Raw genomic sequence first — 25624 nt, forward strand, 5'->3', positions numbered from 1 at the left:
GGCCTCGTCACGCCGCGATGTCGGCCGTTTCATCCGGCGTGTCGAACGGACGCGTTTCGAGACGGGTGCCGGGGTACTGGTAGAATTCGCCGCTGCGATCCTCGAAAAATCCGGCACCGATCGCGCAGGCCTGTTGCTGCGCGGTCAGCAGGTCGGGGTACCATTTTCCGCATCGGTGCGGGGTGACGAAACGAAACATCGGCATGCCCGGCCAATGGCCGAAGCGCGTTTCAGTTCCGTGATCGAGATCAATCCGGCGCGATCTTGCGACCGGCCGATCTTGCGGGGCGACGAATAGCGCTGATGAAATGTAACGATATGATTTAGAAACAAAAAAGGCGGGGTTGAGCCCCGCCTTTCGTGCTTTTTCGTGCCGAAGCCGGACCGATCAGCGCGAGTAGAACTCGACGACCAGGTTCGGTTCCATCTTCACCGGATAGGGCACTTCATCAAGCGTCGGAACGCGGGTGAAGGTCACCTTGTCGCCTTCGGCAGCGACGTAGTCGGGCACTTCGCGTTCGGGCAGCGCCTGCGCTTCGGCGATCAGCGCCATTTCCTTGGCCTTCTTGCCAAGGCTGACGACGTCACCGGGGCGCACGCGGCGCGAGGCGATGTTGCACTTCACGCCGTTGACGTAGATGTGGCCGTGCGAAACGACCTGGCGGGCCGAGAAGATCGTCGGCGCGAACTTGGCGCGATAGACGACCATGTCGAGGCGCTGTTCGAGCAGGCCGATCAGGTTCTGACCGGTATCGCCCTTCATCTTGGCGGCTTCCTGGTAGGTGCGCTTGAACTGCTTCTCGGTCACGTCGCCGTAGTAGCCCTTGAGCTTCTGCTTGGCGCGGAGCTGGATGCCGAAGTCCGACACCTTGCTCTTGCGGCGCTGGCCGTGCTGGCCGGGGCCATAGCTGCGGCGGTTGACCGAGCTCTTGGGACGGCCCCAGATGTTCTCGCCAAGACGGCGGTCAATTTTGTACTTCGATGCCTTGCGCTTCGACATGGCGCAGGTGCCTCCAACTTGCTTGCGCGGATGACCATCATCCGTGCTTCAGACCCGGTACGCACCATTCCGTCAGTTACGGAACGCGGCCACCGCTTCACCGGGGTGCGGGGCCAATCGGACTGGACCGCCGGAAGCGAGCTTCAGCGGAGTCCATGTGAACGGGCGCTAAGAACAGGGCTTTAGTGGTTTGTCAAGGGCAGGTGCCATAGACAGAGCTGGAATTTTGGGTTCAGATGGAATTGATGAGCGAGGGGCCGCCCAATCCTGAGGACTTTGTGACGCTGGACGACGTGTTCAGCGGCATTGATCTTGTCGATCGCCAACTCATCGACCTTCTGTCCCGGCGCTTTGCCTTGGTGCGCGCCGCGGCGAAACTCAACGTCGGGCGTTTCAATCTGGATGACGAAGAACGGCGCAGGGCGGTCCTTTCGGCGATTCGCCGCCGCGCGTTCGAGCAGGGCGTGCCGGTGGGGCTGGTCGGCGATTTCTGGGATCGGCTGTTTGACGCTTCGGTCGCGTTCGAGCGCCAGGCGCGCGAACGGTTGCGCGCCGGCAACGAATAGATCCGGGTCCGATACCGCTCAGTCCTTTGGCTCCGGCGTGCGCCGCAGCGCTGAAAGCACGCCGCGCAGGGTGCGGATCTCGAGATGGTTCCAGCCGGGCTTGGTCAGCATGGTGCGCAGCGTGCGCCGCGTGGCCGCCGCCCGGCTTGGCGGCTCGAAATAGCCGCGCGGCTCCAGCATCTCGGTCAGTTGCGCGAACATGCCCTCGAATTCGTCCTGCGGGGCGGGCGGAAGCAGTTCCTCGACCGTCGGCTGGATGAGCGCCGTGTCGTCATCGCTCGCCGGGATATGTTTGGACCATTCGTAGGCGCACAGGATCACAGCCTGGGCCAGATTGAGCGAGCCGAACTCCGGGTTGATCGGTACGGTCAGGATCGCGCGGGCCAGCGCCACGTCGTCGGTTTCCAGCCCGGAGCGCTCCGGCCCGAACACGATGGCGCTGCGGCCCGGCGCGGTCGTGATCGCGCGGGCGGCTTGCTCCGGCGTCACCACGGGCTTGGTTACGCCGCGCTTGCGCACGGTGGTGGCATAGACGTGGGCACAGTCGGCCACGGCGTCGGCCAGTGTCTCGAACACCCGCGCCTGTTCCAGCACGATATCCGCGCCCGAGGCCGCCGGGCCGGCCGACGGGTTGGGCCAGCCATCGCGCGGCGAGACCAGCCGCATCTCGGTCAGCCCGAAATTGAGCATGGCGCGCGCGGCCTTGCCGATATTCTCGCCAAGCTGCGGACGGACCAGAACGATGACCGGGGGAAGGGCGGCGGGCTGCGTCAATGCGCGCCCACTTCGCGCACGGTGCTGGCGAATTCCTCGAAATCGCGGGCCTCGGTGAAGTCGCGATAGACGCTGGCGAAGCGGATGTAGGAGACGCTGTCGATCTGGCGCAGCCCATCCATCACCATTTCCCCGATCGCCTTGGAGGGCACTTCGGTGTCGCCCATCGTCTCGATCTGGCGCTGGATGCTCGAAACCAGCCGATCGAGCCGTTCCTGCGGCACGCCCCGCTTGCGGCAGGCGAGGGAAACGGACTGCTCGATCTTGGCGCGGTCGAACGGTTCGCGCCGGTCGCCCGATTTTACCACCATGATTTCGCGCAACTGCACACGCTCGAACGTGGTGAAGCGGGCGCCGCAGCTTTCGCACTGGCGCCGCCGGCGGATCGAGGTGTTGTCCTCGCTCGGCCGGCTGTCCTTCACCTGGCTGTTGTCATGCGCGCAGAACGGGCAACGCATCGGTCAGCGCTTGATCCGTTGCCAGAACGCGATGCCCGCGCCGATGGCGAGGCCGGCGGGCAGGGTGATCACCGGCAGCAGCGCGCCCGCGACGGCGCCGATCCCGGCGCCGATCAGCACGGGCTTGGTCGAAGGATGGCCCATCCCCTGCTTCGCCATGGCGGTGATCTCGTCCCGGGCTCGGCCGACGAGATCTTCGTCGCGGTCGCTCATGGCCTTACAACTCCGGATAGATCGGGAAGCGATCGCACAGTTCGGCCACGCGATCGCGCACGCGCTGTTCGATCTGCCCGTCGCCTGCATCGCCGTTGCGCGCCATGCCATCGACCACTTCGGCGATGAGCTGCCCGATCGTGCGGAATTCGGCCACGCCGAAGCCGCGCGTGGTGCCGGCGGGCGTGCCAAGGCGGATGCCCGAGGTGACGAAGGGCGAGCGCTTGTCGAACGGGATACCGTTCTTGTTGCAGGTCAACCAGGCGCGATCGAGGCCCTTTTCCGCCGCCTTGCCGGTCACGTCCTTCGCCGTCAGATCGACCAGCATAAGGTGGTTGTCGGTGCCGCCCGAAACGATGGCGAGGCCCTGTTCCTGCAACGACGAGGCGAGCGCGCGCGCGTTCGCCACGATCTGCGCGGCATAGGCTCGGAATTCGGGGCGCAGCGCCTCGCCGAAGGCAACCGCCTTGGCCGCGATCACATGGACGAGCGGGCCGCCCTGCATGCCAGGGAACACCGCCATGTTGATCTTCTTGGCGATGTCCTCGTCATTGGTGAGCACCACGCCCGAACGCGGGCCGCGCAGCGACTTGTGCGTGGTGGTGGTGACGACGTGCGCGTGCGGGAAGGGCGAGGGATGCGCGCCGCCGGCAACAAGGCCGGAGAAGTGCGACATGTCGACCAGCAGCCACGCGCCCACTTCATCGGCGATCTCGCGGAAGCGCGGGAAATCCCACACGCGCGAATAGGCGGTGCCGCCCGCGATGATCAGCTTCGGCTTGTGTTCGCGGGCAAGGCGGGCAACCTCGTCCATGTCGATCAGGTGATCGTCCTCGCGCACGCCATATGGGATCGGCTTGAACCACTTGCCGCTCATGTTGACGGGCGATCCGTGGGTCAGGTGGCCGCCCGAATTGAGGTCCAGCCCCATGAAGCTGTCGCCCGGTTCCAGCAGGGCGAGAAACACGGCCTGGTTCATCTGGCTGCCCGAATTGGGCTGCACGTTGGCGAACTGGCAGCCGAACAGCTTCTTCGCGCGTTCGATGGCCAGTGTTTCGACCACGTCGGCATATTCGCAGCCGCCATAATAGCGCTTGCCCGGATAGCCTTCGGCGTACTTGTTGGTGAACACCGAACCCGTGGCTTCGAGCACCGCCAGCGAGGTAATGTTCTCGCTGGCGATCAGCTCGATCTTGGTCTGCTGGCGCTTCAGTTCGCCCCGGATCGCGGCGTAGACTTCGGCATCGGCGCTTTCGAGGTGTTCGGTGAAGAAACCCGAGGAGCGGATTTCCGAAGTCGCGGTGGCGGCATTGGTCATCTGGTCGTCTCCTCTTCAGACCTGGGGATGGGAAAGCTTGTCGACGCGGCCAGCATGGCGGCCGCCGCCGAATTCGGTGGACAGGAACGCATCGAGGCAGGCCTTGGCCATGTCGACGCCGGTCAGGCGCGCGCCCATGGCGATGCAGTTGGCATCGTTGTGTTCGCGTGCCAGCGCGGCGGACAGCGGCTCGGAAACCAGCGCGCAGCGGCAGGCGGGATTGCGGTTCACCGCGATCGAGATGCCGATGCCCGAACCGCACAGCGCCACGCCGAACGCGGCGGTGCCATCGGCGACCACCGAGGCCAGCTTGTAGCCATAGTCGGGGTAATCGACGCGATCGGCCGTTTCCGGGCCAAGATCGGCGACTTCGTGGCCCAGACCGATCAGATATTCGCGCAGTTCCGCCTTGAGGTCGAACGCGGCGTGATCGGAAGCAATCGCTATGCGCATGGGATTTTGCGTTTCCGGCTGTCCTTGGAGGGGATTCTGCGCCCCCTTAGGCGCATTGCGCCAACGATGCCAGATCAAACGCCGTACAATGCCCTATTGTCCGTATTTGCGGGGCGCCCCTGGGGCGCCCCGCCTTGCATTGCATCGTATCAGGAGCGGATCAGTTGAACGACCCGCTCAGCGTCACGCCGAACACGCGCGGATCGTTGTAGATGCCGGCACGGTAGTTCGAGGTGTCGATAACGCCGACAAGGTTGCGCTTGTCGGTGAGGTTGCGGGCGAAGAAGGCCAGCTCATAGCGCTCGAAAGCCAGACCCGCCTTGAGGCCGAGTTCGAAGTTGCCGTTCGAGGTGTACTCCACCGTCTTGTAGGGCACGTACATCGTATAGCCCTGCAGGTTGAAGTCCGCGCCCACGAACGCGCGGAGCTTCTCGTTCAGCGGCAGGTCGTAGCGGCCGCTTACGTTGAGGTTGAAGTCAGGCGCGTTGGGCAGCGGGTTGCCGTTGATCTGGGCGAAGTAGTTGTTGCCCACGCGTACGGTCGGGTTGAGCACCGTTTCCGAAAGCACGCCACCGGCCGCGCCGGCCTGCGCATAGACCGACTTGTCCTTGATCTCGGTGTGCAGCAGGCTGAAGCCGATGTTGAACTTCAGGTTGCGGGCCGGCCGCAGCCCCAGTTCCGCTTCCATGCCATAGCCGACAGCCTTGTCGGCATTGAACAGCACGCCGTTGCCGTTGCTGTCGTTGCCGTTCAACTGGATGTCCGAAACCGTGTAGTAGAAGCCGGTCAGATTGAACGTCAGCGCGTTATCGAGCCAAGCGCTTTTCACGCCCGCTTCCCAGGACGTGTTCTTTTCCGATTGCGCCGTGGAGAAGGGCGAGTTGAACACGGCAGAACGGCCCTGAATGGTCGGACCACGGAAGCCGCGCGCGACACGGGCGAACAGGCTGAGATCCGGCGTGGCGCGATAAAGCAGGCTCAGGTCGAAGCTGGGCTGCGTGTCGGAAAGGCGCACCTTGCGCGCCGCGGTTGCCGGGAACGTCACCACGCCAGCCGCGGTATCGGCGGTCTTCAGCAGTTCGGTGGTCTTGGTGTCGTTCGTCACGCGCACGCCGCCGGTCACGCGCAGCTTCTCGGTCAGGTCGTAGCTAGCCTGGCCGAACAGGCCCCAGCTGGTGTTGACGTTGTGCAGAAGAACCCAGTTGTTCGGGTTGGGCGTGGTGCCCAGCGCATTGCTGGTCAGGAAGTACGCGCGCTGATCGAACTCGGTCATGTCGCGCGAATCGAAGTAGATGCCCCCGATCTGCCACTTGAACCGGCCGCTATCCGGGCTGGCGAGGCGCAGTTCCTGCGACCACTGGTCCAGCCCGCGCAGCACCCCGCGCGACTGGCCGCAACCGGCCGCGCAATAGTTCGGGGCGGTGCCGCCGAAATCGGCCGCGGCGCCGCCGTCGGTGTCGCCACGGCTATAGCCATGGGCGTTTTCATAGGCGGTGATCGACGTCAGCGTGATGCCGCCGAAATCGTAGATCGCCTTCAGCGATGCGCCCTTGGTCTTGTAGGCCTGCGGGTTGTTCTGCGCTTCGTCATAGGAAACCTTCGTCAGGTCCAGCGTATCCGGCACGGCGCGCACGCCCTGCTTGATGGAGCCGCGATAGAAGATCGACGCGGTGCCATCGTAGTCGCGATAGTGACCGGACAGGCGCAGGGTCAGCGCGTCCGAAGGCTTGGCCTCGATCTGCAGGCGCACGTCGCGCTCGTTGAAGCCGCCCATCACATTCTTGCCTGGGACGGTGCCATCGTCGCTGGGGCCGGTGTAGGTGTTGCTGATCCAGTTGTCGCGATGCTGGTAAAGGCCGGACAGGCGGAAGCTCAGCGTGCCGCTGCTGTTGAGCGGGCCACCGACGCCGGCATCGATGTTGACGCTGTTGCGGCTGCCCCAGCTTGCCGACCCCTGGCCGCGCCAGGTAGCGGACGGCTGCACCGTATCGAACTTGACGATGCCGGCGGTGGTGTTGCGGCCGAACAGCGATCCTTGCGGACCGCGCAGCACTTCCACCTGATCGATGTCGAAGGCCGGCGTGGACTTGAGCACGACATGCTCGGCCACCACGTCGTCCTGGATGATCGACACCGGCTGCGACGCGCCCAGATAGAAGTCGATGTTGCCAAGGCCACGGATGTAGAACCGCGGAAAGATGCGGCCCGTGGTCGATTCAACGTTGAGGCTGGGGACGCGGCCCGCCAGCGAAAGCAGGGTGTCGGCACCGCCGGCCTGGATGTCGTGCAACGTTTCGGGCTTCATGACGGCAACGGAGACCGGCACGCTCAGGATGTTCTCCTGGCGGCGTTGTGCCGTGACGACGATCGTGTCGGACGATTCCGCCGCTTCGGCGTCAGCCGCCTGGGCCTGTGCCATGGCGGGAGCCACGGGCAGCAGGGCGGTTCCCGCGAGAAGCGCGGAGGCTAAAGATGCGATACGCATTGATTGATTCCCTCATGAGGTGGGATGACGGTCCCTTGCCGACGGCTGCTGCGGTTAAACCCGTCATATTTCAACCTTGTTTCGGCGGGGCCGGTATCGCCTGAAACGAATCGGGCCGGGGTGTCGCATGGGGGCAACAACCCCTGAGAACCCCATCCCCCAAAATGCGAAAGGGCGCCCCGACGGATCGGGACGCCCTTTTCGGCTTTGCCGGGATGCCGGCCGTTACTGATCCAGGAACGAGCGCATCTTCCTCGAACGGCTCGGGTGCTTCAGCTTCCTCAGCGCCTTTGCCTCGATCTGGCGGATGCGTTCGCGCGTCACCGAGAACTGCTGGCCCACTTCCTCCAGCGTGTGATCGGTGTTCATGCCGATGCCGAAGCGCATGCGCAGCACGCGCTCCTCGCGCGGGGTCAGGCTGGCCAGCACGCGGGTGACGGTTTCCTTGAGGTTCGACTGGATCGCGGCGTCCACCGGGATGATCGCGTTCTTGTCCTCGATGAAATCGCCCAGGTGGCTGTCTTCCTCGTCGCCGATCGGCGTTTCGAGGGAGATCGGCTCCTTGGCGATCTTCATCACCTTGCGCACCTTCTCCAGCGGCATGGAGAGGCGTTCGGCCATTTCCTCGGGCGTGGGCTCGCGGCCCTGCTCGTGCAGGAACTGGCGGCTGGTGCGCACCAGCTTGTTGATCGTCTCGATCATGTGGACCGGGATACGGATGGTGCGCGCCTGATCCGCGATCGAGCGCGTGATCGCCTGCCGGATCCACCAGGTCGCGTAAGTCGAGAACTTGTAGCCGCGCCGGTATTCGAACTTGTCGACCGCCTTCATCAGGCCGATGTTCCCTTCCTGGATCAGGTCGAGGAACTGCAGCCCGCGGTTGGTGTACTTCTTGGCGATCGAGATCACGAGGCGGAGGTTGGCTTCCACCATTTCCTTCTTGGCGATGCGCGCTTCGCGCTCGCCCTTCTGGACCATGTTCACGATACGGCGGAATTCGCCCAGCGACATGCCGGTGGCGGCCGCGATGTCGGCGATCTCGGCGCGGATGCGCTCCACCGCCGAACCTTCGTTGGCGGCAAACGCGGCCCACTTCTTGTCGCGGCCGGCCAGCGATTGCAGCCAGCCGTCGTCGAGTTCGCGGCCGACGTAGTTATCGAGGAAGTCCTTGCGCGAAACCTTGTGGCGTTCGGCCAGGCGCAGCATCTGCCCGCCCAGCGCCGTCAGGCGGCGGTTGAACGCATAGAGGTTGTCGACCAGGTATTCGATCTTGCTGGCGTGGAACTGCACGCTTTCGACCTGCGCGGTCAGATCCTCGCGCAGCTTCTGGTACTGCGATTCCTTCGCCGCCGGAAAATCGTTGCCGATCGCCAGCACGTCGAGCCGTTCGGCCTGGATCTTCTCGAAGCGGCGGAACAGGTCGGTGATCTCGGCGAAGCGCTCAAGCGCGGCCGGCTTTAGCTGCGCTTCCATCTGGGCGAGGCTGAGGGTGTTGTCCTCTTCCTCTTCCTCCACCGGACGCGCGCGGCGTTCGCGCAGTTCGTCGTCCTCGTCGCCGTCGGCCGGTTCTTCTTCCTCGACTTCGTCCTCGTCCTTGAACGAGGGGCCGGCCGTGGCTTCGCTGATTTCGCCGTCGGCTTCCTCGCCGTCCTCGGAGAGGTTTTCGGGCTGCGGTTCCTTGGACAGCATCGCGTCGAGATCGAGAATCTCGCGCAGCTGCATTTCGCCCGCGTTCAGCGCTTCGGACCACTGGATGATCGCATGGAAGGTGATCGGGCTTTCGCACAGGCCCATGATCATGGTGTCGCGGCCGGCTTCGATGCGCTTGGCGATGGCGATTTCGCCTTCGCGGCTGAGCAGTTCCACCGCGCCCATTTCGCGCAGGTACATGCGCACCGGATCGTCGGTACGCTCGACGGTTTCCTTGCGCTTGATGATGTCGGGCCGGTCCTCGACCGGATCGACGTCTTCCACGTCTTCCTGCTGGTTGTCTTCCGGATCGACCGCGTCCTCGTCGCTTTCGACGATATTGACGCCCATTTCCGAAATCGCGGCCATGATGTCCTCGATCTGCTCGGAAGACATCTGGTCCTGAGGCAGCGCCTCGTTCAGCTCGTCGTAAGTGATGATGCCACGGCGCTTGGCGCGCGCGATGAGCTTCTTGATGGAAGCGTCATTCAGGTCGATCAGCGGCGCATCGCCGCTATCGGTCTTGTCGTTGGATGCCATTGAACCCCGATACCACTTTGTTCGAGCTGCCGTTGCGTCTTACAATTATAACGAAGCACGAACGCGACCCATTTGCCCCAACCGGGCAAACAAGGCCAGCCTTCGTTCGCGCAAACGTTCTTTTTCCGCTTCGGTTTCGGGGGTAAGTTCGGCCTGATAGCGCCGATTGGCCTCTTCCAGCGCCGATTCCACCTCTGGAAGCTCCACCAGAAGCGCAATCGCGTCGGCCAATTCCCCGGCGCTGCCTTCCCGCTTCGCGAGAAAGCCGAATCGAATCTCACCAAAATCCGTTGCGGTCGGCGTGCGCAGACGCCGCTGGTGCAATATGGCCCGGATATGTTCGCTTTCAAGAGCGGCGCCCGATGGGCCGGCCGAATCGGCCAGCACCAGCAAGGCATCGAGCGTGGCCGCCATGTCCGCTTCCGCCGGATGCAGCCGCGCGAGGCTTTCGGCATGGGGCGCGATCAGGTCCGGCTGTTCGACCAGCCCCGCGATCACTGCGGCAATGAGCCGGTCGCGCGTGCCCACCCGCTGTTGCAGGCGGTTCGCCTGTTCGGCGGGCAAGGGCGGCGGCGCGGGTTTCCACGGCTGCCCTTTGCCGCGCGGCGCGGGGCCGCCGCCCTGGCGGGGCTGGAACGGCGCGCGTTCCTTGCGGGCGAAGGCGAGTTCGCCGAACCGCTCGTTGAGATCGCGGCGGTAGAGCGCCTTGATGTCCGGGTGCTGAATGGTGTCGCAATGCGCCATCAGCCGCGCCTTGAGCCCGGCCTTGTCCTCCGGTGTCGCCAGCGGCAGGGCATCGCGCTCGGCGGCCCACAGCACGTCGATCAGGCTGCGCGCCTCGCCCAGCAGGGTCTCCATCGCCTGCGGCCCGTCGCGCTTCACCACATCGTCCGGGTCCATGCCGCCGGGCAGGGTGACGATGCGCAGGCTGTGGCCGGGGCGGAGCAGCGGCAGGGCGCGGGTGATCGCCCGCATCGCCGCGCGCTGCCCCGCGGCATCGCCATCGAAGCACAGCGTCGGGCATTCGACCACGCGCCACAGGCGTTCTATCTGGTGTTCCGTCAGCGCGGTGCCCAGCGGCGCGACCGCCTCGGCGATCCCCGCCGCCGCCAGCGCCACCACGTCCATGTAGCCTTCGACGACGACGATCCGCCCGGCATTGCGCGCGGCCGGCGCGGCGCGGTGCAGGTTGTAAACCGTCCGCCCCTTGTCGAACAGCGGCGTGTCGGGCGAATTCAGGTACTTTGGGGCATCTGTTTTTTCGGCGCTGAGGATGCGCCCGCCAAACGCGATCACCCGCCCGCGCGGATCGAGGATCGGCAGCATCAGCCGGCCGCGGAAACGGTCATAGGGATCGCGGCCTTCCACCACGATGCGCAGGCCCGCCTCGATCAGCATGGCATCGGGAAAGGCGGAAAGCGCCTCCTTCAGCGCGGTGCGGCTGTCGGGCGCAAAGCCGAAGCCGAAATCGCGCACGATCCGCTCGGGGAATCCGCGCGAGGCCAGATAGCGCCGCGCGTCCGCGCCACGCTCCTCGTGCAGGCTGCGCGCGAAGAAATCCTGCGCCGCCGCCATCACGTCGTGCAGCGATTTCTGCTGCTCCGCGCGCTGCGCCATGCGCGGATCGGGCGCGGGCACTTCCATGCCGGCCTCGACCGCCAGTTCCTTCACCGCATCCATGAAGGGCAGGCCCTGGTGGTCGGTCATCCAGCGGATCACGTCCCCGTGCGCGCCGCAGCCGAAGCAGTGGTAGAAGCCCTTTTCGTCGTTGATCGTGAAGCTGGGCGTCTTTTCGTTATGGAACGGACAGCACGCCTTGAACTCCCGCCCCGCCTTCTGCACGCGCACCGTCCGCCCGATCACGCCTGAAAGCGAAATGCGGGAGCGCAGTTCGTCCAGCCATTGCGGGGACAGGCTCATGGTCGAGCTTCATCGCGCGGGTTGGAGATGGTGTCGAGCCTCCAACCGTTTATGCCGGCCCTGTCCCCGTTCGTGTCGAGCGAAGTCGAGACACGTTCGCGCGGCGGCCGGGCAAGGAAGGAAAGCCGCTGCCAATCGCTCGCCATCAGCGCTTCCTTCTTGGCACGCGACCATTTCCCCACTTGCAGTTCACAGCTCAACGCCTCGTACCGTGTCGGAAATTCCGCGCACCATACGAGCGTGACCGGCCTGCGCTTCGAGGTGAAGCTGCAGTAACCGCCATGGGCGTGTTCACCCATCCGCCGTTCCAGATCGTCGGTATGGCCTGTGTAGTACTTCCCGTCGGCGCAGCGCAGGATGTAGGTCCAGAAGGCCATGGGATGAAACTCGCTGCGGTGTGTCTCGACTTCGCTAGACACGAACGGGAGGGCGGGATGGAGCCTACCTCAAAAGCGGTGCGTGTGAAGCAACGTTGAGCAAACGTCGCGCTTGCATCACCCCGCCAGCGCTGCCTTCACCAGCCCGCTGGCCTTGCCCATGTCGAGCTGGCTGCCGTGCTTCGCCTTGAGCGCGGCCACCACCTTGCCCATGTCCTTCATGCCGGCCGCGCCGGTTTCGGCGATGATCGCGGCGATCGCTGCCTTCGCGTCATCGTCGCTCAACTGCGCGGGGAGGAATTCCTCGATCACCACGAGTTCGGCCTTCTCCACCTCGGCCAGTTCCTGCCGGCCACCCTGTTCGTAGAGCGTGATCGATTCGCGGCGCTGCTTGGCCATCTTCTGCAGCACGTCGACCACGATCACGTCGTCGTCGGGAACGGTGGCGGCGGTGCGCAGTTCGATGTCCTTGTCCTTCAGCTTGGCAAGGATGAGGCGGACGGCGGCCAGGCGGGCCTTGTCGCCCGCCTTCATGGCAGAAACCTGCGCGGCCTTGATCGAGTCGCGGATCATGATGTCTGTACGTTTCCTGTGGATGGTCGCCGCAAGCCGGCGGAAGAAACGCATGTAGGATAAACTTTCTCAATCCGCTAGGTTGACGGTGCGTCGTGGCAGGTCTAGCGGGCGAGCCTTAGCGACATCGTCAGAACCCTTACCAACGGAGCGCCCCACATCATGGCCGACCCCGCACTTTCGCACGCGCCTCAACCAGAAGGTGCGACGGGAGTCCTCGTGCTTGCGGATGGATCGGTCGCGTGGGGACGAGGCTTTGGCGCGGTCGGCTCGGCCGTGGGAGAGGTGTGCTTCAACACCGCGATGACCGGCTATCAGGAAGTGATGACCGATCCGTCCTATGCGGCGCAGATCGTCACCTTCACGTTCCCGCACATCGGCAATGTCGGCACCAATGCCGAGGACATGGAAAGCCATGACGTGCCCGGCGCGGTGGGCTGCGTGGTGCGCGAGGACGTGACCGCACCCGCCAGCTTCCGCGCGCAGGGCACGTTCCCCGCGTGGATGGAAAAGCACGGCAAGATCGGCCTTGCCGGGGTCGACACCCGCGCGCTGACCCGCCGCATCCGCCTGTCCGGCGCGCCCAACGCGGTGATCGCGCACGATCCCAAGGGGCAGTTCGATATCGACGCGCTGCTGGAAAAGGCGCGCAACTGGCCGGGGCTTGAAGGCATGGACCTTGCCCGCATCGTCACGCGCGACGGGCAGGAGGAATGGCAGGGTTCGGTCTGGCGGCTGGGGCAGGGCTATGGCCGGTCCCCGCACGACAAGCGCCCGCACGTCGTCGCCATGGACTTCGGCGCGAAGGACAACATCTTCCGCAATCTGGTGAAGGCCGGGGCGGGGGTGACGGTGGTGCCGGCGGAAACCTCGCTGGAAACGATCCTGTCGCTCAACCCTGATGGCGTGTTCCTCTCGAATGGCCCCGGCGATCCGGCGGCGACCGGCGCCTATGCCGTGCCGGTGATCCAGGCGCTGCTGGAGCGCGACGTGCCGATCTTCGGCATCTGCCTTGGCCACCAGATGCTGGGCCTGGCCGCCGGCGCGAAGACGGTGAAGATGCACCAGGGCCACCGCGGCGCCAACCATCCGGTCAAGCGGCTGGAACAGGGCGTGGTGGAGATCACCAGCATGAACCACGGCTTCGCGGTGGACAACGCCAGCCTGCCGGAGAACGTGATCGAAACCCACGTTTCGCTGTTCGACGGATCGAACTGCGGCATCGCGATTGCGGGCAAGAAGGCGTTCGGCGTGCAGTACCACCCGGAAGCCTCGCCGGGGCCTCAGGACAGTTTCTATCTGTTCGAGAAGTTCGTGGGGATGCTGGGATGATGCTCCGCTCGACCATCATGCTTGGTCTAGCGACATTAACGGGCGGTTGTGACAGCCGCGTTGAGCAACCGCGCTTGGAGCCAATTTTCGCAGCACAAGCTGCAGACGCCCGGAATGCGGCTAACCAGGTTGTTGGCGCGAATGGACAGGCGTTGATAATTTGTGGCCAATCAAATGGCCTTGGCCTGTTTACGCTCGATTGGAAGTCTGGGTTTACTTCTGATGGGATGAAGGACGGGCGGTTGATATTTCTGATTCGAGATGATGGTCGTGCAGATATTTATTTTCGAGATGCGATGAGGGGGTACTTATCTTCTTTGGAAGAAGGTGCCGATGTCCAGCGCATTTCATTTCCGGACCGAAAAATAGAGAGTTGGATCGTCTCCTATCCTTCGAATGGTGTTGTTGAGACCCACAATATTACAACAGCTCCAAGCGATGGGCTTGTTGATCTTTGGACCTCCAACAAACCAGATTCACTCATCGGCGCCAGCGCTAAGCTGTTCCGCTCTAGCTGTATAAGAGCCTAAAATGCCCAAACGCACTGACATCTCCTCGATCCTGATCATCGGCGCCGGGCCGATCATCATCGGCCAGGCTTGCGAGTTCGATTATTCGGGCACGCAGGCGGTGAAGGCGCTCAAGGAAGAGGGCTATCGCATCGTCCTGGTCAACTCAAACCCGGCCACGATCATGACCGATCCCGAGATGGCGGACGCGACTTATGTCGAGCCGATCACGCCGGCGATCGTCGCCAAGATCATCGAGAAGGAGCGCCCCGACGCGATCCTGCCGACGATGGGCGGGCAGACCGCGCTGAACACCGCGCTGGCGCTGGCGCAGGACGGCACGCTCGAAAAGTTCGGCGTGACCATGATCGGCGCCAATGCCGAAGCGATCGACAAGGCCGAGGATCGCCAGAAGTTCCGCGATGCGATGGACAAGATCGGCCTCGAATCCGCGCGTTCCGGCGTGGCGCACACGGTGGACGAGGCGCTGGCGGTGCTGGAGACGACCGGGCTGCCCTCGATCATCCGCCCCAGCTTCACGCTGGGCGGCACCGGCGGCGGGATTGCCTACAACCGGGAAGAGTTCGTCAAGATCGTGCGCGGAGGCCTTGAGGCCAGCCCGACTACCGAGGTGCTGATCGAGGAATCGCTGCTCGGCTGGAAAGAGTACGAGATGGAAGTCGTCCGCGACCGGAACGACAACGCCATCATCATCTGCTCGATCGAGAACGTCGATCCGATGGGCGTCCACACCGGGGATTCGATCACCGTCGCCCCGGCGCTGACGCTGACCGACAAGGAATACCAGATCATGCGCAACGCATCGATCGCGGTGCTCCGCGAAATCGGCGTGGAAACAGGTGGTTCGAACGTTCAGTTCGCGGTCAACCCGAAGGATGGCCGCCTGATCGTGATCGAGATGAACCCGCGCGTGTCGCGGTCCTCGGCGCTGGCGTCCAAGGCCACCGGCTTCCCCATCGCCAAGGTCGCGGCCAAGCTGGCGGTGGGCTATACGCTGGACGAGATCGTCAACGACATCACCGGCGCGACGCCGGCCTCGTTCGAACCGACGATCGACTACGTCGTCACCAAGATCCCGCGCTTCGCGTTCGAGAAGTTCAAGGGCGCCGAACCGCTGCTTGGCACCGCGATGAAGTCCGTGGGCGAAGTGATGGCGATTGGCCGCAACTTCAAGGAATCGCTGCAAAAGGCGCTGCGCGGGCTGGAAACCGGGCTGGACGGCTTCAACCGCGTGGTCGCGCTGGAGGGCGCGGACCGCGACGAGATCAACGCGGTCCTTTCGCGCGCCACGCCCGAACGCCTGCTCGCGGTCGGCCAGGCCTTCCGCGAAGGCTTCTCAGTGGAGGATATCCACGCCGTCACCAAGTACGAGCCGTGGTTCCTGCGCCACATCGAGGAAATCATCGCCGAGGAAAAGGCGATCCTGGAAAATGGCCTGCCGGTCGACGCGGCGGGGCTGCGGCGGCTGAAGGCCATGGGCTTTTCGGACAAGCGCCTCGCCACCCTGGCGGTGCGGTCGGTCCATGTCGCGGGCGGCATGGCGGAAACCCAGGCCAAGCGTTCGGGCCTGCTGCACGATGCGCTGCGCGCCATGGCGGGGGCCACCAGCGAGGACGAGGTGCGCAAGCTGCGCCACCGGCTGGGCGTGCGCCCGGTGTTCAAGCGCATCGATAGCTGCGCGGCCGAGTTCGAGGCGGTGACTCCCTATATGTATTCGACCTACGAAGGCGGCCTGTTCGGCGAGCCGGAGAACGAGGCCGCGCCTTCGGACCGGCGGAAGATCGTGATCCTCGGCGGCGGCCCGAACCGCATCGGGCAGGGCATCGAGTTCGATTACTGCTGCTGCCACGCCTGCTTCGCGCTGGAAGATGCCGGGTTCGAGACCATCATGGTCAACTGCAACCCGGAAACCGTCTCCACCGACTACGATACCTCCGACCGCCTCTATTTCGAGCCGCTGACGGCCGAGGACGTGCTGGAGATTCTCGAAGTCGAAAAGGCGAACGGCGAGCTTGTCGGCGTGATCGTGCAGTTCGGCGGGCAGACCCCGCTGAAGCTGGCGCAGGCGCTGGAAGACGCCGGGATCCCCATCCTCGGCACGTCGCCCGATGCGATCGACCTTGCCGAAGACCGCGAGCGCTTTGCCGCGCTGGTCGAGAAGCTGGGCCTCAAACAGCCCGCCAACGGCCTAGCCCGCAGCCGCGACGAGGCGGTCGCGGTGGCGGCGCGCATCGGTTATCCGGTGCTGATGCGTCCGTCCTACGTGCTGGGCGGCCGCGCCATGGAAATCGTGGACAGCCAGGCACAGCTTGATGACTACATCGCCACCGCCGTGCAGGTTTCGGGCGACAGCCCGGTGCTGATCGACCAGTACCTGCGCGATGCGATCGAATGCGACGTCGATGCGCTGGCCGATGGCGACGAGGTGACCGTTGCCGGCGTGATGCAGCACATCGAGGAGGCCGGCATCCATTCGGGCGACAGCGCCTGTACGCTGCCGCCTTACAGCCTGCCCGATGACGTCGTGCAGGAAATGGAGCGCCAGGCAGTGCTGCTGGCCAAGGCGCTGGGCGTGCGCGGGCTGATGAACATCCAGTTCGCGGTGAAGGATGGCGAGGTTTACCTGATCGAGGTGAACCCGCGCGCCAGCCGCACGGTGCCGTTCGTGGCCAAGGCGATCGGCCAGCCCATCGCCAAGTTCGCGGCGCGGATCATGGCGGGCGAGACGCTGGCCGATCTGCCGGCGATCCGGCGCGAGGTCGATCACATGGCGGTGAAGGAAGCGGTGTTCCCCTTCGCCCGCTTCCCCGGCGTCGATCCGGTGCTGTCGCCCGAGATGAAGTCCACGGGCGAAGTGATGGGAATCGATGCGAATTTCCCGGTCGCTTTCGCCAAGGCGCAATTGGGCGCGGGCGTCAGCCTGCCGCGCGGCGGCACGCTGTTCGTCTCGGTCAAGGATAGCGACAAGGCCATCGTCCTGCCGGCGGTAAAGAAGCTGTCGGGGCTGGGCTTCCACATCGTCGCCACCGGCGGCACGGCGCGTTACCTCGCCGATGCGGGGGTCTCGGTCGAACGGATCAACAAGGTTGCCGAAGGCCGTCCGCACATCGTGGACCGGATCATCGATGGCGACATCGCGTTGATTTTCAACACGACCGAGGGTTGGCAGAGCCACAAGGATTCGCAATCGATCCGTGGCTCGGCGCTGTCGGGCAAGGTGCCCTATTTCACCACGGCCGCCGCATCGGTCGCCGCCGCCGCGGCAATCGAGGCGCTGCAAAGCGCCGACCTTGCGGTTCGTCCGTTGCAGGATTATTATAGCTGAGCTTCCACGTGTTCCCCAGCATCGCGGCGGTGAAAGCCCGGACGGTCGATTGATACGGCTTCCGGTTGGGGACGGTTATCCCTGGTTGCCGTAGCGTTCGCGCCGCGGCGGGCGGGGAGCGAAAGGAAAGAGAAGACGGATGGCAAGTGTGGAAAAGCTGCCGATGCTGGCCGAAGGCTATGAAAAGCTGACTGCCGAGCTGAAAGCGCTGCGCGAGGAGCGGCCGAAGATCGTTGACGCGATCGAGGAAGCGCGCGCCCACGGCGATCTTTCCGAAAACGCCGAATATCATGCCGCCAAGGAGCGGCAGGGCCAGGTCGAAGCCTCCATCGCCGATCTGGAAGACAAGATCAGCCGCGCGCAGATCATCGATCCGACCAGCCTTTCGGGCGATCGCATCGTGTTCGGCGCTACGGTGACGCTGCTCGATGATGCCGACAAGCCCGTGCGTTATCAGATCGTGGGGCAGGCCGAAGCGGACGCCAAGGTGGGCCGCATCAGCTACAATTCGCCGCTGGGCCGCGCGTTGATCGGCCGCAAGGTAGAGGACGAGGTCGAGGTGACGGTGCCGTCGGGCGACAAGTTCTACGTCGTCGAAAAGATCGAATTCATCTGAGCTTCGAAGTGTAACAGCCTGTTTGAAACCCGACATCCCAGCTTTCGCTGGGATGTCGGGCGGACCATACAAAAAGCCCCGGATCGCTCCGGGGCTTTTTTGTTTGCCTGAGGTCAGGCCTTGGGCAGTTCCGGTTCGAGTAGCCGGTGCAAGTGAACGATTACATAGCGCATTTCCGCATCATCCACGGTGCGTTGCGCGGCAGCGCGCCAGGCTTCTTCGGCGCTGTGATAGTCGGGGAACACCCCCACGACGTCGATCTTGTTGAGGTCGACGAATTCGAGGCCCTGGGGGTCCTTGACCCGCCCGCCCATAACGAGGTGCAGCTTCTGCATGGCAGCCTTTTCCATTGGGGAGGAAACGTGCGTGCCACTGACAAAATGATGCGCGAATGGCAAGTGCGACAAATGGCTTATTCGCGCCCTTGTTGGGTTATTTGCGCAATCTGGTCGCAATTTCGATAAGGCGGCGCAGCGCGGTTTCCCCCGCCTCGCGCGCGGACGATACCGCGACCTCGGTCAGGTCGACCGCGCGCTTGCGGGCTTCCTCGCCACCTTCGGCGATCTTGCCGCCCATGGTGCCGCCGATGTCTTCCAGCTTGGCCACGCCGTCGCGCCCCGCGTCGGCCGCGCGCGAGGCATAGGCCGACGCGATTTCGGCGCCCAGCGCGGCGAGCGCCACGGCGCGCTTGCCCAGGCGCGAATCCACGACTTCCCGCGCCGCCGAACGGCGCTTGGGCCAAGCGCGGGCGACCAGAGCACCAAGAAGAATGCCGCCCGCCAGCATGGCAACAGGATGTTCGTCGACGAGCGTCTTCACGGTCTTCGCCGGGCCGGAAGCGGCCACCCGCGCCTTGGCCGCTTCCACTTTTTCGCGAACGGCCGCGTTGGGATCGTGTTCACCGGTCTTGGTTTCGTCGCTCACATCATTCTCCTTGGGCAATGGCCAGCCAGCGCCCGGCGATCCGGGACAGGGGCGCGCGCAACAGCCAACCCGCAACGGCCGCGACCGTCAGGCCCAGCACGACCTTGTTTTCGCTGGCAATATCGCGGGCCATGTCGATGGTTTCAACGATTTCGCCGGCGGCATGTTCCCGGATGCGACGGCCGATCGGTTTCTCCGCCAGCCCCTCGCGCAGGGCGGCAACGTCGCCGCGCACCAGTCGCCAGGCGTCCTCACGCAACTGGCGCGCCTCTTCGAGAATGGCGGAATCCCGGTGCTCGCTCATGTATCCGTGCCCTTGCCTAGCAAGGCCGCGCGCGCCTTGCGGAAACGCCCCACGGCCGTGGCGAAGCACGCCGCGGCAAGTCCGCCGAGCCCCAGCCCGACAACCGCGAGCGCCCCCCACGGCGTCAGAAGCGGGGTAAGCGCCAGCAGCAGCCCGACCACCAGCGCCACCAACGTGAAGAAGGCGAAGGCCAGTGCCAGCAGCAACAGCGCGACAATGCCTTTCGCGCGGCCCCAGCCATAGGTGGCGCGCGCTCGGGCATAGGCCAGTTCCGCCTCGAACAGCGTCTGGCCATCATCAATCAGGGCGCGCAGGGTTCCGGTCAGCGAGGCATCGGCCTCGCCAGCCGGAACCTCGGTGCCGGATTCGGGCGGGGATGGGGGCGACATACGTCGTTCAGGCGGTGCGCGTCTCTGCCCTTACGCGTCCCCGTCGCCAGACCCGCGCACCAGCCGCGCCAGCAGGAAGCCGGCGACGGCAGCGATGCCGATCGCGGTGGCAGGGCTTTTGCGAACGAATTCCTTCACATCGTTGCCGAGTTCGGAAACGTCCTTCGATTCGAGCTTGGCCGCGGTTTCCTGGATGCTGCGCGCGGCGGAACGGGCATAATCGCCATACTGCACGCCCAGCTTTTCGTCGATCGTGCCAGCGGTATCGGAAATGGTCTTGCCCAGCACCGTCAAGGCGTCGCTTGCCTTGCTCTTGCCATCGGTGGCGAGCGAGATCGCCTTTTCCTTGGCTTGCCCGGCATAGAGCTTCGCGTCCTCGCTCCAGTCGCCGGCCTTTTCGGTCACGGTCGCCTTGTAGGCGGCTCCGCGCTCGATCGCCTCGCCCTTCAGCTTTTCAGCGCTGGCCTTGGCGTCTTCAACCGCCTTGCTGAAGCGTGACTTGCCGGTTTCCGCAGCGGCGGCCGCTTCTTCAACGGCTTCGGTCACGGTTTCCGCGACGTCGGCGGCGGCGGTGGTGCCCTTGGCGGTGGATTTGGCCATTTTCCTGTCTTCCTTCGAACTGTGAGGCCCGGCCGGCCCGGTGACAACGACTAGCGCATCCTGGACCATTGGGCAAAGCGCCTGCGAATTCACGACGGGGTGTCCCGCTGCAATGCACCAACGCGGGTTGCGCCCGCCGGTTCCAGCCGATAGGAGCCGGCGCCAAAGGCGATGTCCAGCATCTTTTCGCCCATTTTCAGGGAGTCTGCCATGACCGCGATCATTGACATCCACGCCCGCGAGATTCTCGACAGCCGCGGTAATCCCACCGTAGAGGTCGATGTGCTGCTTGAAGACGGCAGCTTCGGCCGCGCGGCGGTTCCCTCGGGCGCTTCGACCGGCGCGCACGAAGCGGTCGAACTGCGCGATGGCGACAAGGGGCGCTATCTCGGCAAGGGCGTGACCAAGGCGGTGACCGCCGTCAACAGCGAGATTTCCGAAGCGCTGATCGGGCTTGACGCCGAAGACCAGCGCGACATCGACCTGGCGATGATCGCGCTCGATGGCACCGAGAACAAGGCGCGGATCGGCGCCAACGCCATTCTGGGTACCAGCCTGGCCGTGGCCAAGGCCGCTGCCGACGCGCGCGGCCTGCCGCTCTATTCCTACGTCGGCGGCGTTTCGGCGCATGTCCTGCCCGTGCCGATGATGAACATCATCAACGGCGGCGAACATGCCGACAATCCGATCGATTTCCAGGAATTCATGATCATGCCGGTTGGCGCGCCGACGCTGGCCGAAGCCGTGCGCTGGGGCGCGGAAGTGTTCCACACGCTGAAGAAGGGTCTGCACGAAAAGGGCCTGGCGACGGCGGTGGGCGACGAAGGCGGTTTCGCGCCCAACCTGGCCAGCACCCGCGACGCGCTCGATTTCGTGATGGCCTCGATCGAAAAGGCGGGGTTCAAGCCTGGCGAGGACATGGCGCTGGCGCTCGACTGCGCTTCCACCGAGTTCTTCCGCAACGGCAAGTACGAGATCAGCGGCGAAGGCCTCTCGCTCTCGCCCGAAGCCTTCTCGGATTATCTCGCGGCACTTTGCGATGCCTATCCGATCCGCTCGATCGAGGATGGCATGAGCGAGGACGATTTCGAAGGCTGGGCCGCGCTCACCGCGAAAGTCGGCAAGCGCGTCCAGCTGGTTGGCGACGACCTTTTCGTGACCAACCCGAAGCGCCTTGAAATGGGCATCGGCAAGGGGCTGGCCAATTCGCTGCTGGTCAAGGTCAACCAGATCGGCACGCTGACCGAAACGCTGGAGGCCGTCTCGATCGCGCAGCGCAACGGCTACACCGCCGTGATGTCGCACCGTTCGGGTGAAACCGAGGACGCCACGATCGCGGACCTTGCGGTTGCCACCAACTGCGGCCAGATCAAGACGGGGTCGCTGGCGCGGTCGGACCGGCTGGCCAAGTACAACCAGCTCATCCGCATCGAGGAAGAACTGGGCGCTTCGGCGAAGTACGCGGGCAAGGGCGCGTTTGGCCGGCTCTCGGCCTGATCCGGTCCTTCCGGGGCGAACCGGCTGACGGTTCAGGCAAAAGGCCGGGGCGCAGGCGCGCTCCGGCCTTTTGCTTTTGCCGGTGGGCCATTTTGCTGGCGGGCCATCGCCTGTTAATCGATCGCTTAAATTCCGCTTCACAACCGCTCTTCTCTCTGCCAGCTTGGCGGCGGGAGAGAAGAGCATGGTCGATTTTCCGAGGAAGCCCGCCGAAGTCGATGCGGGATGGCTGGAGGCGCGCCTGCGGGAAAGCGGCGCGCTGGGCGATGCGCGAGTCACCGGCCTTTCGTGGGTGCCGATCGGCACCGGCCAGGTCGGCGATACCGCGCGTTTCACCCTGACGTATGACCGGGAAGGCGCGGGGCCGGCCACGGTGGCGGGCAAGTTTGCCTCCGCTGACGAAACCAGCCGCGGCACGGCTGCAACGTTGCAGCTCTATACCAAGGAAGTGACGTTCTACCGCGAGGTGGCGGGGTTGCTAGATGCGAGAGTTCCTCGCACGTTCGCGGCGCAAGTGGATGAGAACGGGCGGGAATTTGTCCTTCTGTTCGAGGATCTGGCGCCCGAGCGTGGCGGCAACCAGTTGCTCGGCTGCAGTATCGACGACGCGCGCGCCGCCATTCGCCAGGCGGCGGCGATCCACGCCCCCAGCCGGAACCACCCCGCCATTCTGGGCCAGCCCTGCTTCCAGCCCAATCCGGCGCTGACCGGACAGATGGCCGCGCTCTATCCGCAGGCCCATGCCGTGTTCCGGGAACGCTACGATGGGCAACTGGCACCCGAACTGATGCGGGTGTGCGATGAACTCAATGCCCTGATCGGCGGCTGGTTCGGCCGCGTGCTGCCCGATCCGGGGCTCGTCCACGGCGATTTCCGGCTCGACAACATGCTGTTCGGCGTGGGCAACGGCGCCGAACCGATTGCGATCGTGGACTGGCAGACGACCGGGATCGGCTGCGGACTGACCGACGTGGGCTATTTCATGGGGTGCGGCATCGGCAGCGCCTTGCGCCGCCCGCACGAGGACGAACTGCTCGACCTCTATTGCGCCGAGATGAGCCGGCGTGGCGTGCCCACCGCGCGCGAGGCGATCTGGACGCGCTATCGTCTGGGCGCGCTCCACGGCGTGTCCACGGCGGTGTTCAGCGCCGCGTTCGTGGTGCGGACCCCGCGCGGCGACGAGAATTTCCTGTCGATGGCAACCGGCGCCTGCGAACTGGCGCTCGACCACGACAGCATCGGCGCACTGCGCCACTTCCTGGAGACCGGAACATGCTGACTAAGGGCGATGACTTTCCGCTGCACCAGACGCCCGAGCCCGTCGCCTATGCGGGCACGGACCGGAATTTCTACGATCGCTATTTCTTCAACGGTTATGCGCCGGACGGTTCAGGCTTCTTTGCGGTGGCCTTTGGCATCTATCCGCACTTGAACGTGGCGGATGCCCATTTTTCCTATATCCGCAACGGCATCCAGCACTGTCTTCACGCGTCACGCGAACTGAATATGGAGCGGTTCGACCTGACGGTCGGGCCGATCTCGATCGAGGTGGTCGAGCCACTGCGCAAGCTGGTGGTGCGCGTCAACGGTGAGGGGATCGCCGCCGAACTGGCCTTCACCGGCCGTGCCTTTCCCATCGAGGAGCCGCGCTTCACGTTCCGCATCGGGCCACGCGCGTTCATGGATTACACACGGCTGACGCAGAACGGGCATTACGAGGGCTGGGTGGAAGTGGACGGCGTGCGTGAGGCGCTGCACCCGCAGACGGCCGGCACGCGCGACCGCAGCTGGGGCGTGCGTCCGGTGGGCAGCAGCGATACGCAGCCGTTTGGGCACGGCGTGGTTCCGTCGTTCTTCTGGCAATGGACGCCGATCAACCTGCCCGATCGCAGCCTGTTCTACCATATCAACGCGGATATGCACGGCGCGCCGTGGAACACGCGGGCGGTGATCGCGCCGGATGGTGCTGGCGCGCACGATCACTACGAAACGCCTTCGGCAACCCTGGTATCCCCGCTGGCGGCGGGCTCTCGCTGGCCGGCTTCGGGCAAGCTGGACATCGCCACGCCGGACGGGCCGCTGACGGTGTCGTTCGAGCCGCTGGTAAGGTTCCAGATGCGCGGAATCGGCTACACTTCGCCCAAGTGGGGCCACGGGTTGTATCACGGGCCACTGGAGGTCGAGCGCGAGGACATCGGCCTTGATGCCTGCGATCCCGCCCGGCCGGACAACTTCCACGTCCAGATCGTGTCCAGAGTGACGACCAGCGCCGGCGAGGAAGGCGTGGGCGTGTTCGAGCAGCTTGTCCTTGGTCCATACGCCCCGATGGGCCTGCAAGGCATGGACGTGGCCTGAAGCCGGCAAGGGGCCTCGTAGGCCCCTTGCAGCGGTCTCAGTCGAGCGCCTTCGTCAGCGCGGCAACCTGCGCCGCGCTCAGTTCCAATTCCATCGCCTCGACCAGATCGTCGACCTGATCGGCGGTGGTGGCGCTGGCGATCGGCGCGGCAATGCCAGGCTGGCTCAGCAGCCATGCCAGCGCGACCTGGCCCAGCGTGGCTTCGGTCTCGGTGGCGATGCGGTCCATCACCGGCAGCAGCCGCTTGCCCGGCTCGGCATACTTGCGCAGGCCTTCGCCACGCGGATAGCGCGCGAAATCGGCGTCCTTGCGGTACTTGCCCGTCAGGAAGCCGCTGGCAAGGCCGAAGAACGGCAGCATCGCCACGTAATTCTGGACGCAGAACGCCTGCAGTTCGGGCGGATAGGCATCGCGTTCGAGCAGGTTGTACTGGTTCTGCAGCACGCCATAGGCCGGCGCGCCGGCCGCTTCCGCCGCCTTCTGCGCCGAAGCCAGCCGGTCGAGCGAGAAGTTGGAAGCACCCACTTCGCGGATCAGCTTCCGGTCGAACAGCGCCTTGAACCCTTCGGCCACTTCGGCCTGCGGGGTCTGCTCCTCGTCACGGTGCGCGTAATAGAGGTCGATGTAGTCGGTACGCAGGCGTTCGAGCGAGGCCTGGCAGCGTTCGAGCAGGCGCGCCGGGGCGAGGCCGCCCGGCTCGCCGGCCATGTTGGTCTTGGTGGCGATGCGCATGTGCTTGCGTACGCCGCGCGATTCCAGCCATTCGCCGATGACGGTCTCGCTTTCCCCGCCCTTGTGGCCGGGAACCCAGACCGAATAGCCTTCGGCCGTATCGATCATCCGGCCGCCGTTTTCGTAGAAGGCGTCCAGCACTTCGAAGCTGCGGTCGCGATCGATCGTCCAGCCGAAGACGTTGCCGCCGAGGACGAGCGGGATGCCGGACAGCGAGGGGTGTTTGCCGCTCATGCGAAGCGCTCCTTCAGCGCGAGCAGGGCAAGCGCGGCCTTGGCGGCCTCGCCACCCTTGTCCTTCTGCGCGGGATCGGCGCGAACGATCGCCTGCGCTTCGTTCTCGACGGTAAGGATGCCGTTGCCGATGGCGATGCCGTCCATGGTCAGCGCCATGATGCCGCGCGCGCTTTCGCCGGCGACGATCTCGAAGTGGTAGGTTTCGCCCCGGATCACCACGCCGATGGCGACGAAGCCGTCATAGTCTCCGCTCTGGTCGGCCAGCGCGATCGCGCCGGGGATTTCCAGCGCGCCGGGAACGGTAATGACTTCCGCCTTGTGGCCGGCCGCCTTGAGCGCCGCCTTGGCGCCCGCGATCAGCATGTCGTTGAGGTGGTCGTAGAAACGGGCTTCGACAATCAGAAACTTGGCCATGGC

At 64.9% G+C, this 25624-nt stretch carries 28 protein-coding genes; 8 read left to right on the forward strand and 20 right to left on the reverse strand.

Annotation, left to right across the window (positions count from 1 at the left end):
* Positions 1 to 7: 7 nt before the first annotated feature.
* Both F1640_RS17480 and rpsD read right to left on the reverse strand, forming a co-directional pair.
* Entirely contained in the window at positions 8 to 205 is a 198-nt protein-coding gene (locus tag F1640_RS17480; RefSeq protein WP_124808795.1) for a hypothetical protein, read from the reverse strand.
* A gap of 183 nt (positions 206 to 388) precedes the next feature.
* Positions 389 to 1000, reverse strand: coding sequence for a 30S ribosomal protein S4 (rpsD, locus tag F1640_RS17485; protein ID WP_124808796.1), 612 nt, complete (start codon positions 998 to 1000; stop codon positions 389 to 391).
* Positions 1001 to 1278: 278 nt separating this feature from the next.
* Between rpsD and F1640_RS17490 the strand changes: the two genes are divergently transcribed.
* Complete coding sequence (locus tag F1640_RS17490) at positions 1279 to 1566, forward strand: chorismate mutase (protein ID WP_194920376.1); 288 nt, start codon at positions 1279 to 1281, stop codon at positions 1564 to 1566.
* An 18-nt stretch (positions 1567 to 1584) separates the two neighbouring features.
* Here F1640_RS17490 and F1640_RS17495 read toward each other — a convergent pair whose 3' ends face one another.
* From F1640_RS17495 to F1640_RS17540, 10 genes are all read right to left on the reverse strand, one after another.
* Positions 1585 to 2340 (reverse strand): RNA methyltransferase, encoded by a 756-nt coding sequence (locus tag F1640_RS17495; RefSeq protein WP_194920378.1) that lies wholly within the window; start codon positions 2338 to 2340, stop codon positions 1585 to 1587.
* Positions 2337 to 2798: a transcriptional regulator NrdR gene (gene nrdR, locus F1640_RS17500; RefSeq protein ID WP_124808799.1), complete on the reverse strand. Its 462-nt coding sequence runs from the start codon at positions 2796 to 2798 to the stop codon at positions 2337 to 2339. Before nrdR ends, F1640_RS17495 begins: the two co-directional genes overlap by 4 nt.
* A gap of 3 nt (positions 2799 to 2801) precedes the next feature.
* Positions 2802 to 3011 (reverse strand): hypothetical protein, encoded by a 210-nt coding sequence (locus F1640_RS17505; protein ID WP_125955165.1) that lies wholly within the window; start codon positions 3009 to 3011, stop codon positions 2802 to 2804.
* A gap of 4 nt (positions 3012 to 3015) precedes the next feature.
* Positions 3016 to 4329: a serine hydroxymethyltransferase gene (gene glyA / locus F1640_RS17510; protein WP_194920380.1), complete on the reverse strand. Its 1314-nt coding sequence runs from the start codon at positions 4327 to 4329 to the stop codon at positions 3016 to 3018.
* Positions 4330 to 4344: 15 nt separating this feature from the next.
* Positions 4345 to 4782, reverse strand: coding sequence for a ribose 5-phosphate isomerase B (gene rpiB, locus F1640_RS17515; RefSeq protein WP_124808802.1), 438 nt, complete (start codon positions 4780 to 4782; stop codon positions 4345 to 4347).
* 160 nt (positions 4783 to 4942) lie between these two features.
* On the reverse strand, positions 4943 to 7267 hold the full coding sequence (locus tag F1640_RS17520; protein ID WP_194920382.1) for a TonB-dependent receptor: 2325 nt from the start codon (positions 7265 to 7267) through the stop codon (positions 4943 to 4945).
* A gap of 225 nt (positions 7268 to 7492) precedes the next feature.
* Positions 7493 to 9496: an RNA polymerase sigma factor RpoD gene (gene rpoD / locus F1640_RS17525; protein WP_124808804.1), complete on the reverse strand. Its 2004-nt coding sequence runs from the start codon at positions 9494 to 9496 to the stop codon at positions 7493 to 7495.
* Between the two features lie 45 nt (positions 9497 to 9541).
* A complete protein-coding gene (gene dnaG / locus F1640_RS17530) occupies positions 9542 to 11416 on the reverse strand; it encodes a DNA primase (protein WP_194920383.1) in 1875 nt (624 codons plus the stop codon).
* Positions 11413 to 11793: a GIY-YIG nuclease family protein gene (locus F1640_RS17535; protein ID WP_194920385.1), complete on the reverse strand. Its 381-nt coding sequence runs from the start codon at positions 11791 to 11793 to the stop codon at positions 11413 to 11415. Before F1640_RS17535 ends, dnaG begins: the two co-directional genes overlap by 4 nt.
* Before the next feature lie 117 nt (positions 11794 to 11910).
* Positions 11911 to 12366 (reverse strand): GatB/YqeY domain-containing protein, encoded by a 456-nt coding sequence (locus F1640_RS17540; RefSeq protein ID WP_124808806.1) that lies wholly within the window; start codon positions 12364 to 12366, stop codon positions 11911 to 11913.
* A 162-nt stretch (positions 12367 to 12528) separates the two neighbouring features.
* On the opposite strand from F1640_RS17540, the gene carA reads away from it, so the two are divergent.
* From carA to greA, 4 genes are all read left to right on the forward strand, one after another.
* Positions 12529 to 13698: a glutamine-hydrolyzing carbamoyl-phosphate synthase small subunit gene (gene carA / locus F1640_RS17545; RefSeq protein ID WP_194920387.1), complete on the forward strand. Its 1170-nt coding sequence runs from the start codon at positions 12529 to 12531 to the stop codon at positions 13696 to 13698.
* Positions 13695 to 14228, forward strand: coding sequence for a hypothetical protein (locus tag F1640_RS17550; RefSeq protein ID WP_194920388.1), 534 nt, complete (start codon positions 13695 to 13697; stop codon positions 14226 to 14228). The genes carA and F1640_RS17550 overlap by 4 nt, the downstream gene beginning before the upstream one ends.
* A gap of 1 nt (position 14229) precedes the next feature.
* Positions 14230 to 17553, forward strand: coding sequence for a carbamoyl-phosphate synthase large subunit (gene carB, locus F1640_RS17555; protein ID WP_194920390.1), 3324 nt, complete (start codon positions 14230 to 14232; stop codon positions 17551 to 17553).
* A 139-nt stretch (positions 17554 to 17692) separates the two neighbouring features.
* Entirely contained in the window at positions 17693 to 18169 is a 477-nt protein-coding gene (gene greA / locus F1640_RS17560) for a transcription elongation factor GreA (protein WP_124808810.1), read from the forward strand.
* 113 nt (positions 18170 to 18282) lie between these two features.
* On the opposite strand, the gene F1640_RS17565 is transcribed toward greA, so the two are convergent.
* The 6 genes from F1640_RS17565 to F1640_RS25405 all read right to left on the reverse strand — a co-directional run bounded on the left by F1640_RS17565 (position 18283) and on the right by F1640_RS25405 (position 20610).
* Entirely contained in the window at positions 18283 to 18504 is a 222-nt protein-coding gene (locus F1640_RS17565; protein WP_124808811.1) for a DUF4170 domain-containing protein, read from the reverse strand.
* A 97-nt stretch (positions 18505 to 18601) separates the two neighbouring features.
* A complete protein-coding gene (locus F1640_RS17570) occupies positions 18602 to 19093 on the reverse strand; it encodes a hypothetical protein (RefSeq protein ID WP_194920392.1) in 492 nt (163 codons plus the stop codon).
* A 1-nt stretch (position 19094) separates the two neighbouring features.
* Complete coding sequence (locus F1640_RS17575; protein WP_194920394.1) at positions 19095 to 19397, reverse strand: hypothetical protein; 303 nt, start codon at positions 19395 to 19397, stop codon at positions 19095 to 19097.
* Positions 19394 to 19786, reverse strand: coding sequence for a phage holin family protein (locus tag F1640_RS17580; RefSeq protein WP_194920395.1), 393 nt, complete (start codon positions 19784 to 19786; stop codon positions 19394 to 19396). Before F1640_RS17580 ends, F1640_RS17575 begins: the two co-directional genes overlap by 4 nt.
* A gap of 30 nt (positions 19787 to 19816) precedes the next feature.
* The gene (locus F1640_RS17585; protein WP_223806550.1) at positions 19817 to 20386 is read right to left on the reverse strand and encodes a hypothetical protein; all 570 of its coding nucleotides are present in this window, start codon (positions 20384 to 20386) and stop codon (positions 19817 to 19819) included.
* Between the two features lie 89 nt (positions 20387 to 20475).
* Positions 20476 to 20610 (reverse strand): hypothetical protein, encoded by a 135-nt coding sequence (locus F1640_RS25405; RefSeq protein ID WP_255420449.1) that lies wholly within the window; start codon positions 20608 to 20610, stop codon positions 20476 to 20478.
* Between F1640_RS25405 and eno the strand changes: the two genes are divergently transcribed.
* The 3 genes from eno (at position 20597) to F1640_RS17600 (ending at position 24238) form a co-directional block, all read left to right on the forward strand.
* Positions 20597 to 21883 carry a phosphopyruvate hydratase gene (gene eno, locus F1640_RS17590; protein ID WP_124808816.1) on the forward strand — a complete coding sequence of 429 codons (1287 nt, stop codon included), beginning with the start codon at positions 20597 to 20599 and terminating at the stop codon, positions 21881 to 21883. The genes F1640_RS25405 and eno overlap by 14 nt on opposite strands.
* A gap of 184 nt (positions 21884 to 22067) precedes the next feature.
* Positions 22068 to 23162 carry a phosphotransferase gene (locus F1640_RS17595; RefSeq protein WP_194920397.1) on the forward strand — a complete coding sequence of 365 codons (1095 nt, stop codon included), beginning with the start codon at positions 22068 to 22070 and terminating at the stop codon, positions 23160 to 23162.
* The gene (locus F1640_RS17600; protein ID WP_194920399.1) at positions 23156 to 24238 is read left to right on the forward strand and encodes a hypothetical protein; all 1083 of its coding nucleotides are present in this window, start codon (positions 23156 to 23158) and stop codon (positions 24236 to 24238) included. Before F1640_RS17595 ends, F1640_RS17600 begins: the two co-directional genes overlap by 7 nt.
* Before the next feature lie 37 nt (positions 24239 to 24275).
* On the opposite strand, the gene F1640_RS17605 is transcribed toward F1640_RS17600, so the two are convergent.
* Together F1640_RS17605 and ribH are read right to left on the reverse strand one after the other, a co-directional pair.
* Positions 24276 to 25205, reverse strand: coding sequence for an aldo/keto reductase (locus F1640_RS17605; RefSeq protein WP_194920402.1), 930 nt, complete (start codon positions 25203 to 25205; stop codon positions 24276 to 24278).
* Positions 25202 to 25621, reverse strand: coding sequence for a 6,7-dimethyl-8-ribityllumazine synthase (gene ribH, locus F1640_RS17610; protein ID WP_124808820.1), 420 nt, complete (start codon positions 25619 to 25621; stop codon positions 25202 to 25204). The genes F1640_RS17605 and ribH overlap by 4 nt, the downstream gene beginning before the upstream one ends.
* Between the last annotated feature and the right edge of the window lie 3 nt (positions 25622 to 25624).

The sequence above is a fragment of the Novosphingobium sp. NBM11 genome, from assembly GCF_015390225.1.
GTDB lineage: Bacteria > Pseudomonadota > Alphaproteobacteria > Sphingomonadales > Sphingomonadaceae > Novosphingobium.

What these genes read in the sequence shown, in the direction of transcription:
- eno (WP_124808816.1), top strand. Translation starts at nt 20,597, where the DNA reads ATGACCGCGATCATTGACATCCACGCCCGCGAGATTCTCGACAGCCGC.
- rpsD (WP_124808796.1), bottom strand. Translation starts at nt 1,000, where the DNA reads ATGTCGAAGCGCAAGGCATCGAAGTACAAAATTGACCGCCGTCTTGGC.
- F1640_RS17505 (WP_125955165.1), bottom strand. Translation starts at nt 3,011, where the DNA reads ATGAGCGACCGCGACGAAGATCTCGTCGGCCGAGCCCGGGACGAGATC.
- F1640_RS17520 (WP_194920382.1), bottom strand. Translation starts at nt 7,267, where the DNA reads ATGCGTATCGCATCTTTAGCCTCCGCGCTTCTCGCGGGAACCGCCCTG.
- F1640_RS17565 (WP_124808811.1), bottom strand. Translation starts at nt 18,504, where the DNA reads ATGCAGAAGCTGCACCTCGTTATGGGCGGGCGGGTCAAGGACCCCCAG.
- greA (WP_124808810.1), top strand. Translation starts at nt 17,693, where the DNA reads ATGGCAAGTGTGGAAAAGCTGCCGATGCTGGCCGAAGGCTATGAAAAG.
- F1640_RS17480 (WP_124808795.1), bottom strand. Translation starts at nt 205, where the DNA reads ATGCCGATGTTTCGTTTCGTCACCCCGCACCGATGCGGAAAATGGTAC.
- F1640_RS17580 (WP_194920395.1), bottom strand. Translation starts at nt 19,786, where the DNA reads ATGTCGCCCCCATCCCCGCCCGAATCCGGCACCGAGGTTCCGGCTGGC.
- dnaG (WP_194920383.1), bottom strand. Translation starts at nt 11,416, where the DNA reads ATGAGCCTGTCCCCGCAATGGCTGGACGAACTGCGCTCCCGCATTTCG.
- F1640_RS17540 (WP_124808806.1), bottom strand. Translation starts at nt 12,366, where the DNA reads ATGATCCGCGACTCGATCAAGGCCGCGCAGGTTTCTGCCATGAAGGCG.
- rpiB (WP_124808802.1), bottom strand. Translation starts at nt 4,782, where the DNA reads ATGCGCATAGCGATTGCTTCCGATCACGCCGCGTTCGACCTCAAGGCG.
- F1640_RS17575 (WP_194920394.1), bottom strand. Translation starts at nt 19,397, where the DNA reads ATGAGCGAGCACCGGGATTCCGCCATTCTCGAAGAGGCGCGCCAGTTG.
- glyA (WP_194920380.1), bottom strand. Translation starts at nt 4,329, where the DNA reads ATGACCAATGCCGCCACCGCGACTTCGGAAATCCGCTCCTCGGGTTTC.
- F1640_RS17600 (WP_194920399.1), top strand. Translation starts at nt 23,156, where the DNA reads ATGCTGACTAAGGGCGATGACTTTCCGCTGCACCAGACGCCCGAGCCC.
- ribH (WP_124808820.1), bottom strand. Translation starts at nt 25,621, where the DNA reads ATGGCCAAGTTTCTGATTGTCGAAGCCCGTTTCTACGACCACCTCAAC.
- nrdR (WP_124808799.1), bottom strand. Translation starts at nt 2,798, where the DNA reads ATGCGTTGCCCGTTCTGCGCGCATGACAACAGCCAGGTGAAGGACAGC.
- F1640_RS17605 (WP_194920402.1), bottom strand. Translation starts at nt 25,205, where the DNA reads ATGAGCGGCAAACACCCCTCGCTGTCCGGCATCCCGCTCGTCCTCGGC.
- rpoD (WP_124808804.1), bottom strand. Translation starts at nt 9,496, where the DNA reads ATGGCATCCAACGACAAGACCGATAGCGGCGATGCGCCGCTGATCGAC.
- F1640_RS17550 (WP_194920388.1), top strand. Translation starts at nt 13,695, where the DNA reads ATGATGCTCCGCTCGACCATCATGCTTGGTCTAGCGACATTAACGGGC.
- F1640_RS17585 (WP_223806550.1), bottom strand. Translation starts at nt 20,386, where the DNA reads ATGGCCAAATCCACCGCCAAGGGCACCACCGCCGCCGCCGACGTCGCG.
- F1640_RS25405 (WP_255420449.1), bottom strand. Translation starts at nt 20,610, where the DNA reads ATGATCGCGGTCATGGCAGACTCCCTGAAAATGGGCGAAAAGATGCTG.
- carB (WP_194920390.1), top strand. Translation starts at nt 14,230, where the DNA reads ATGCCCAAACGCACTGACATCTCCTCGATCCTGATCATCGGCGCCGGG.
- carA (WP_194920387.1), top strand. Translation starts at nt 12,529, where the DNA reads ATGGCCGACCCCGCACTTTCGCACGCGCCTCAACCAGAAGGTGCGACG.
- F1640_RS17535 (WP_194920385.1), bottom strand. Translation starts at nt 11,793, where the DNA reads ATGGCCTTCTGGACCTACATCCTGCGCTGCGCCGACGGGAAGTACTAC.
- F1640_RS17595 (WP_194920397.1), top strand. Translation starts at nt 22,068, where the DNA reads ATGGTCGATTTTCCGAGGAAGCCCGCCGAAGTCGATGCGGGATGGCTG.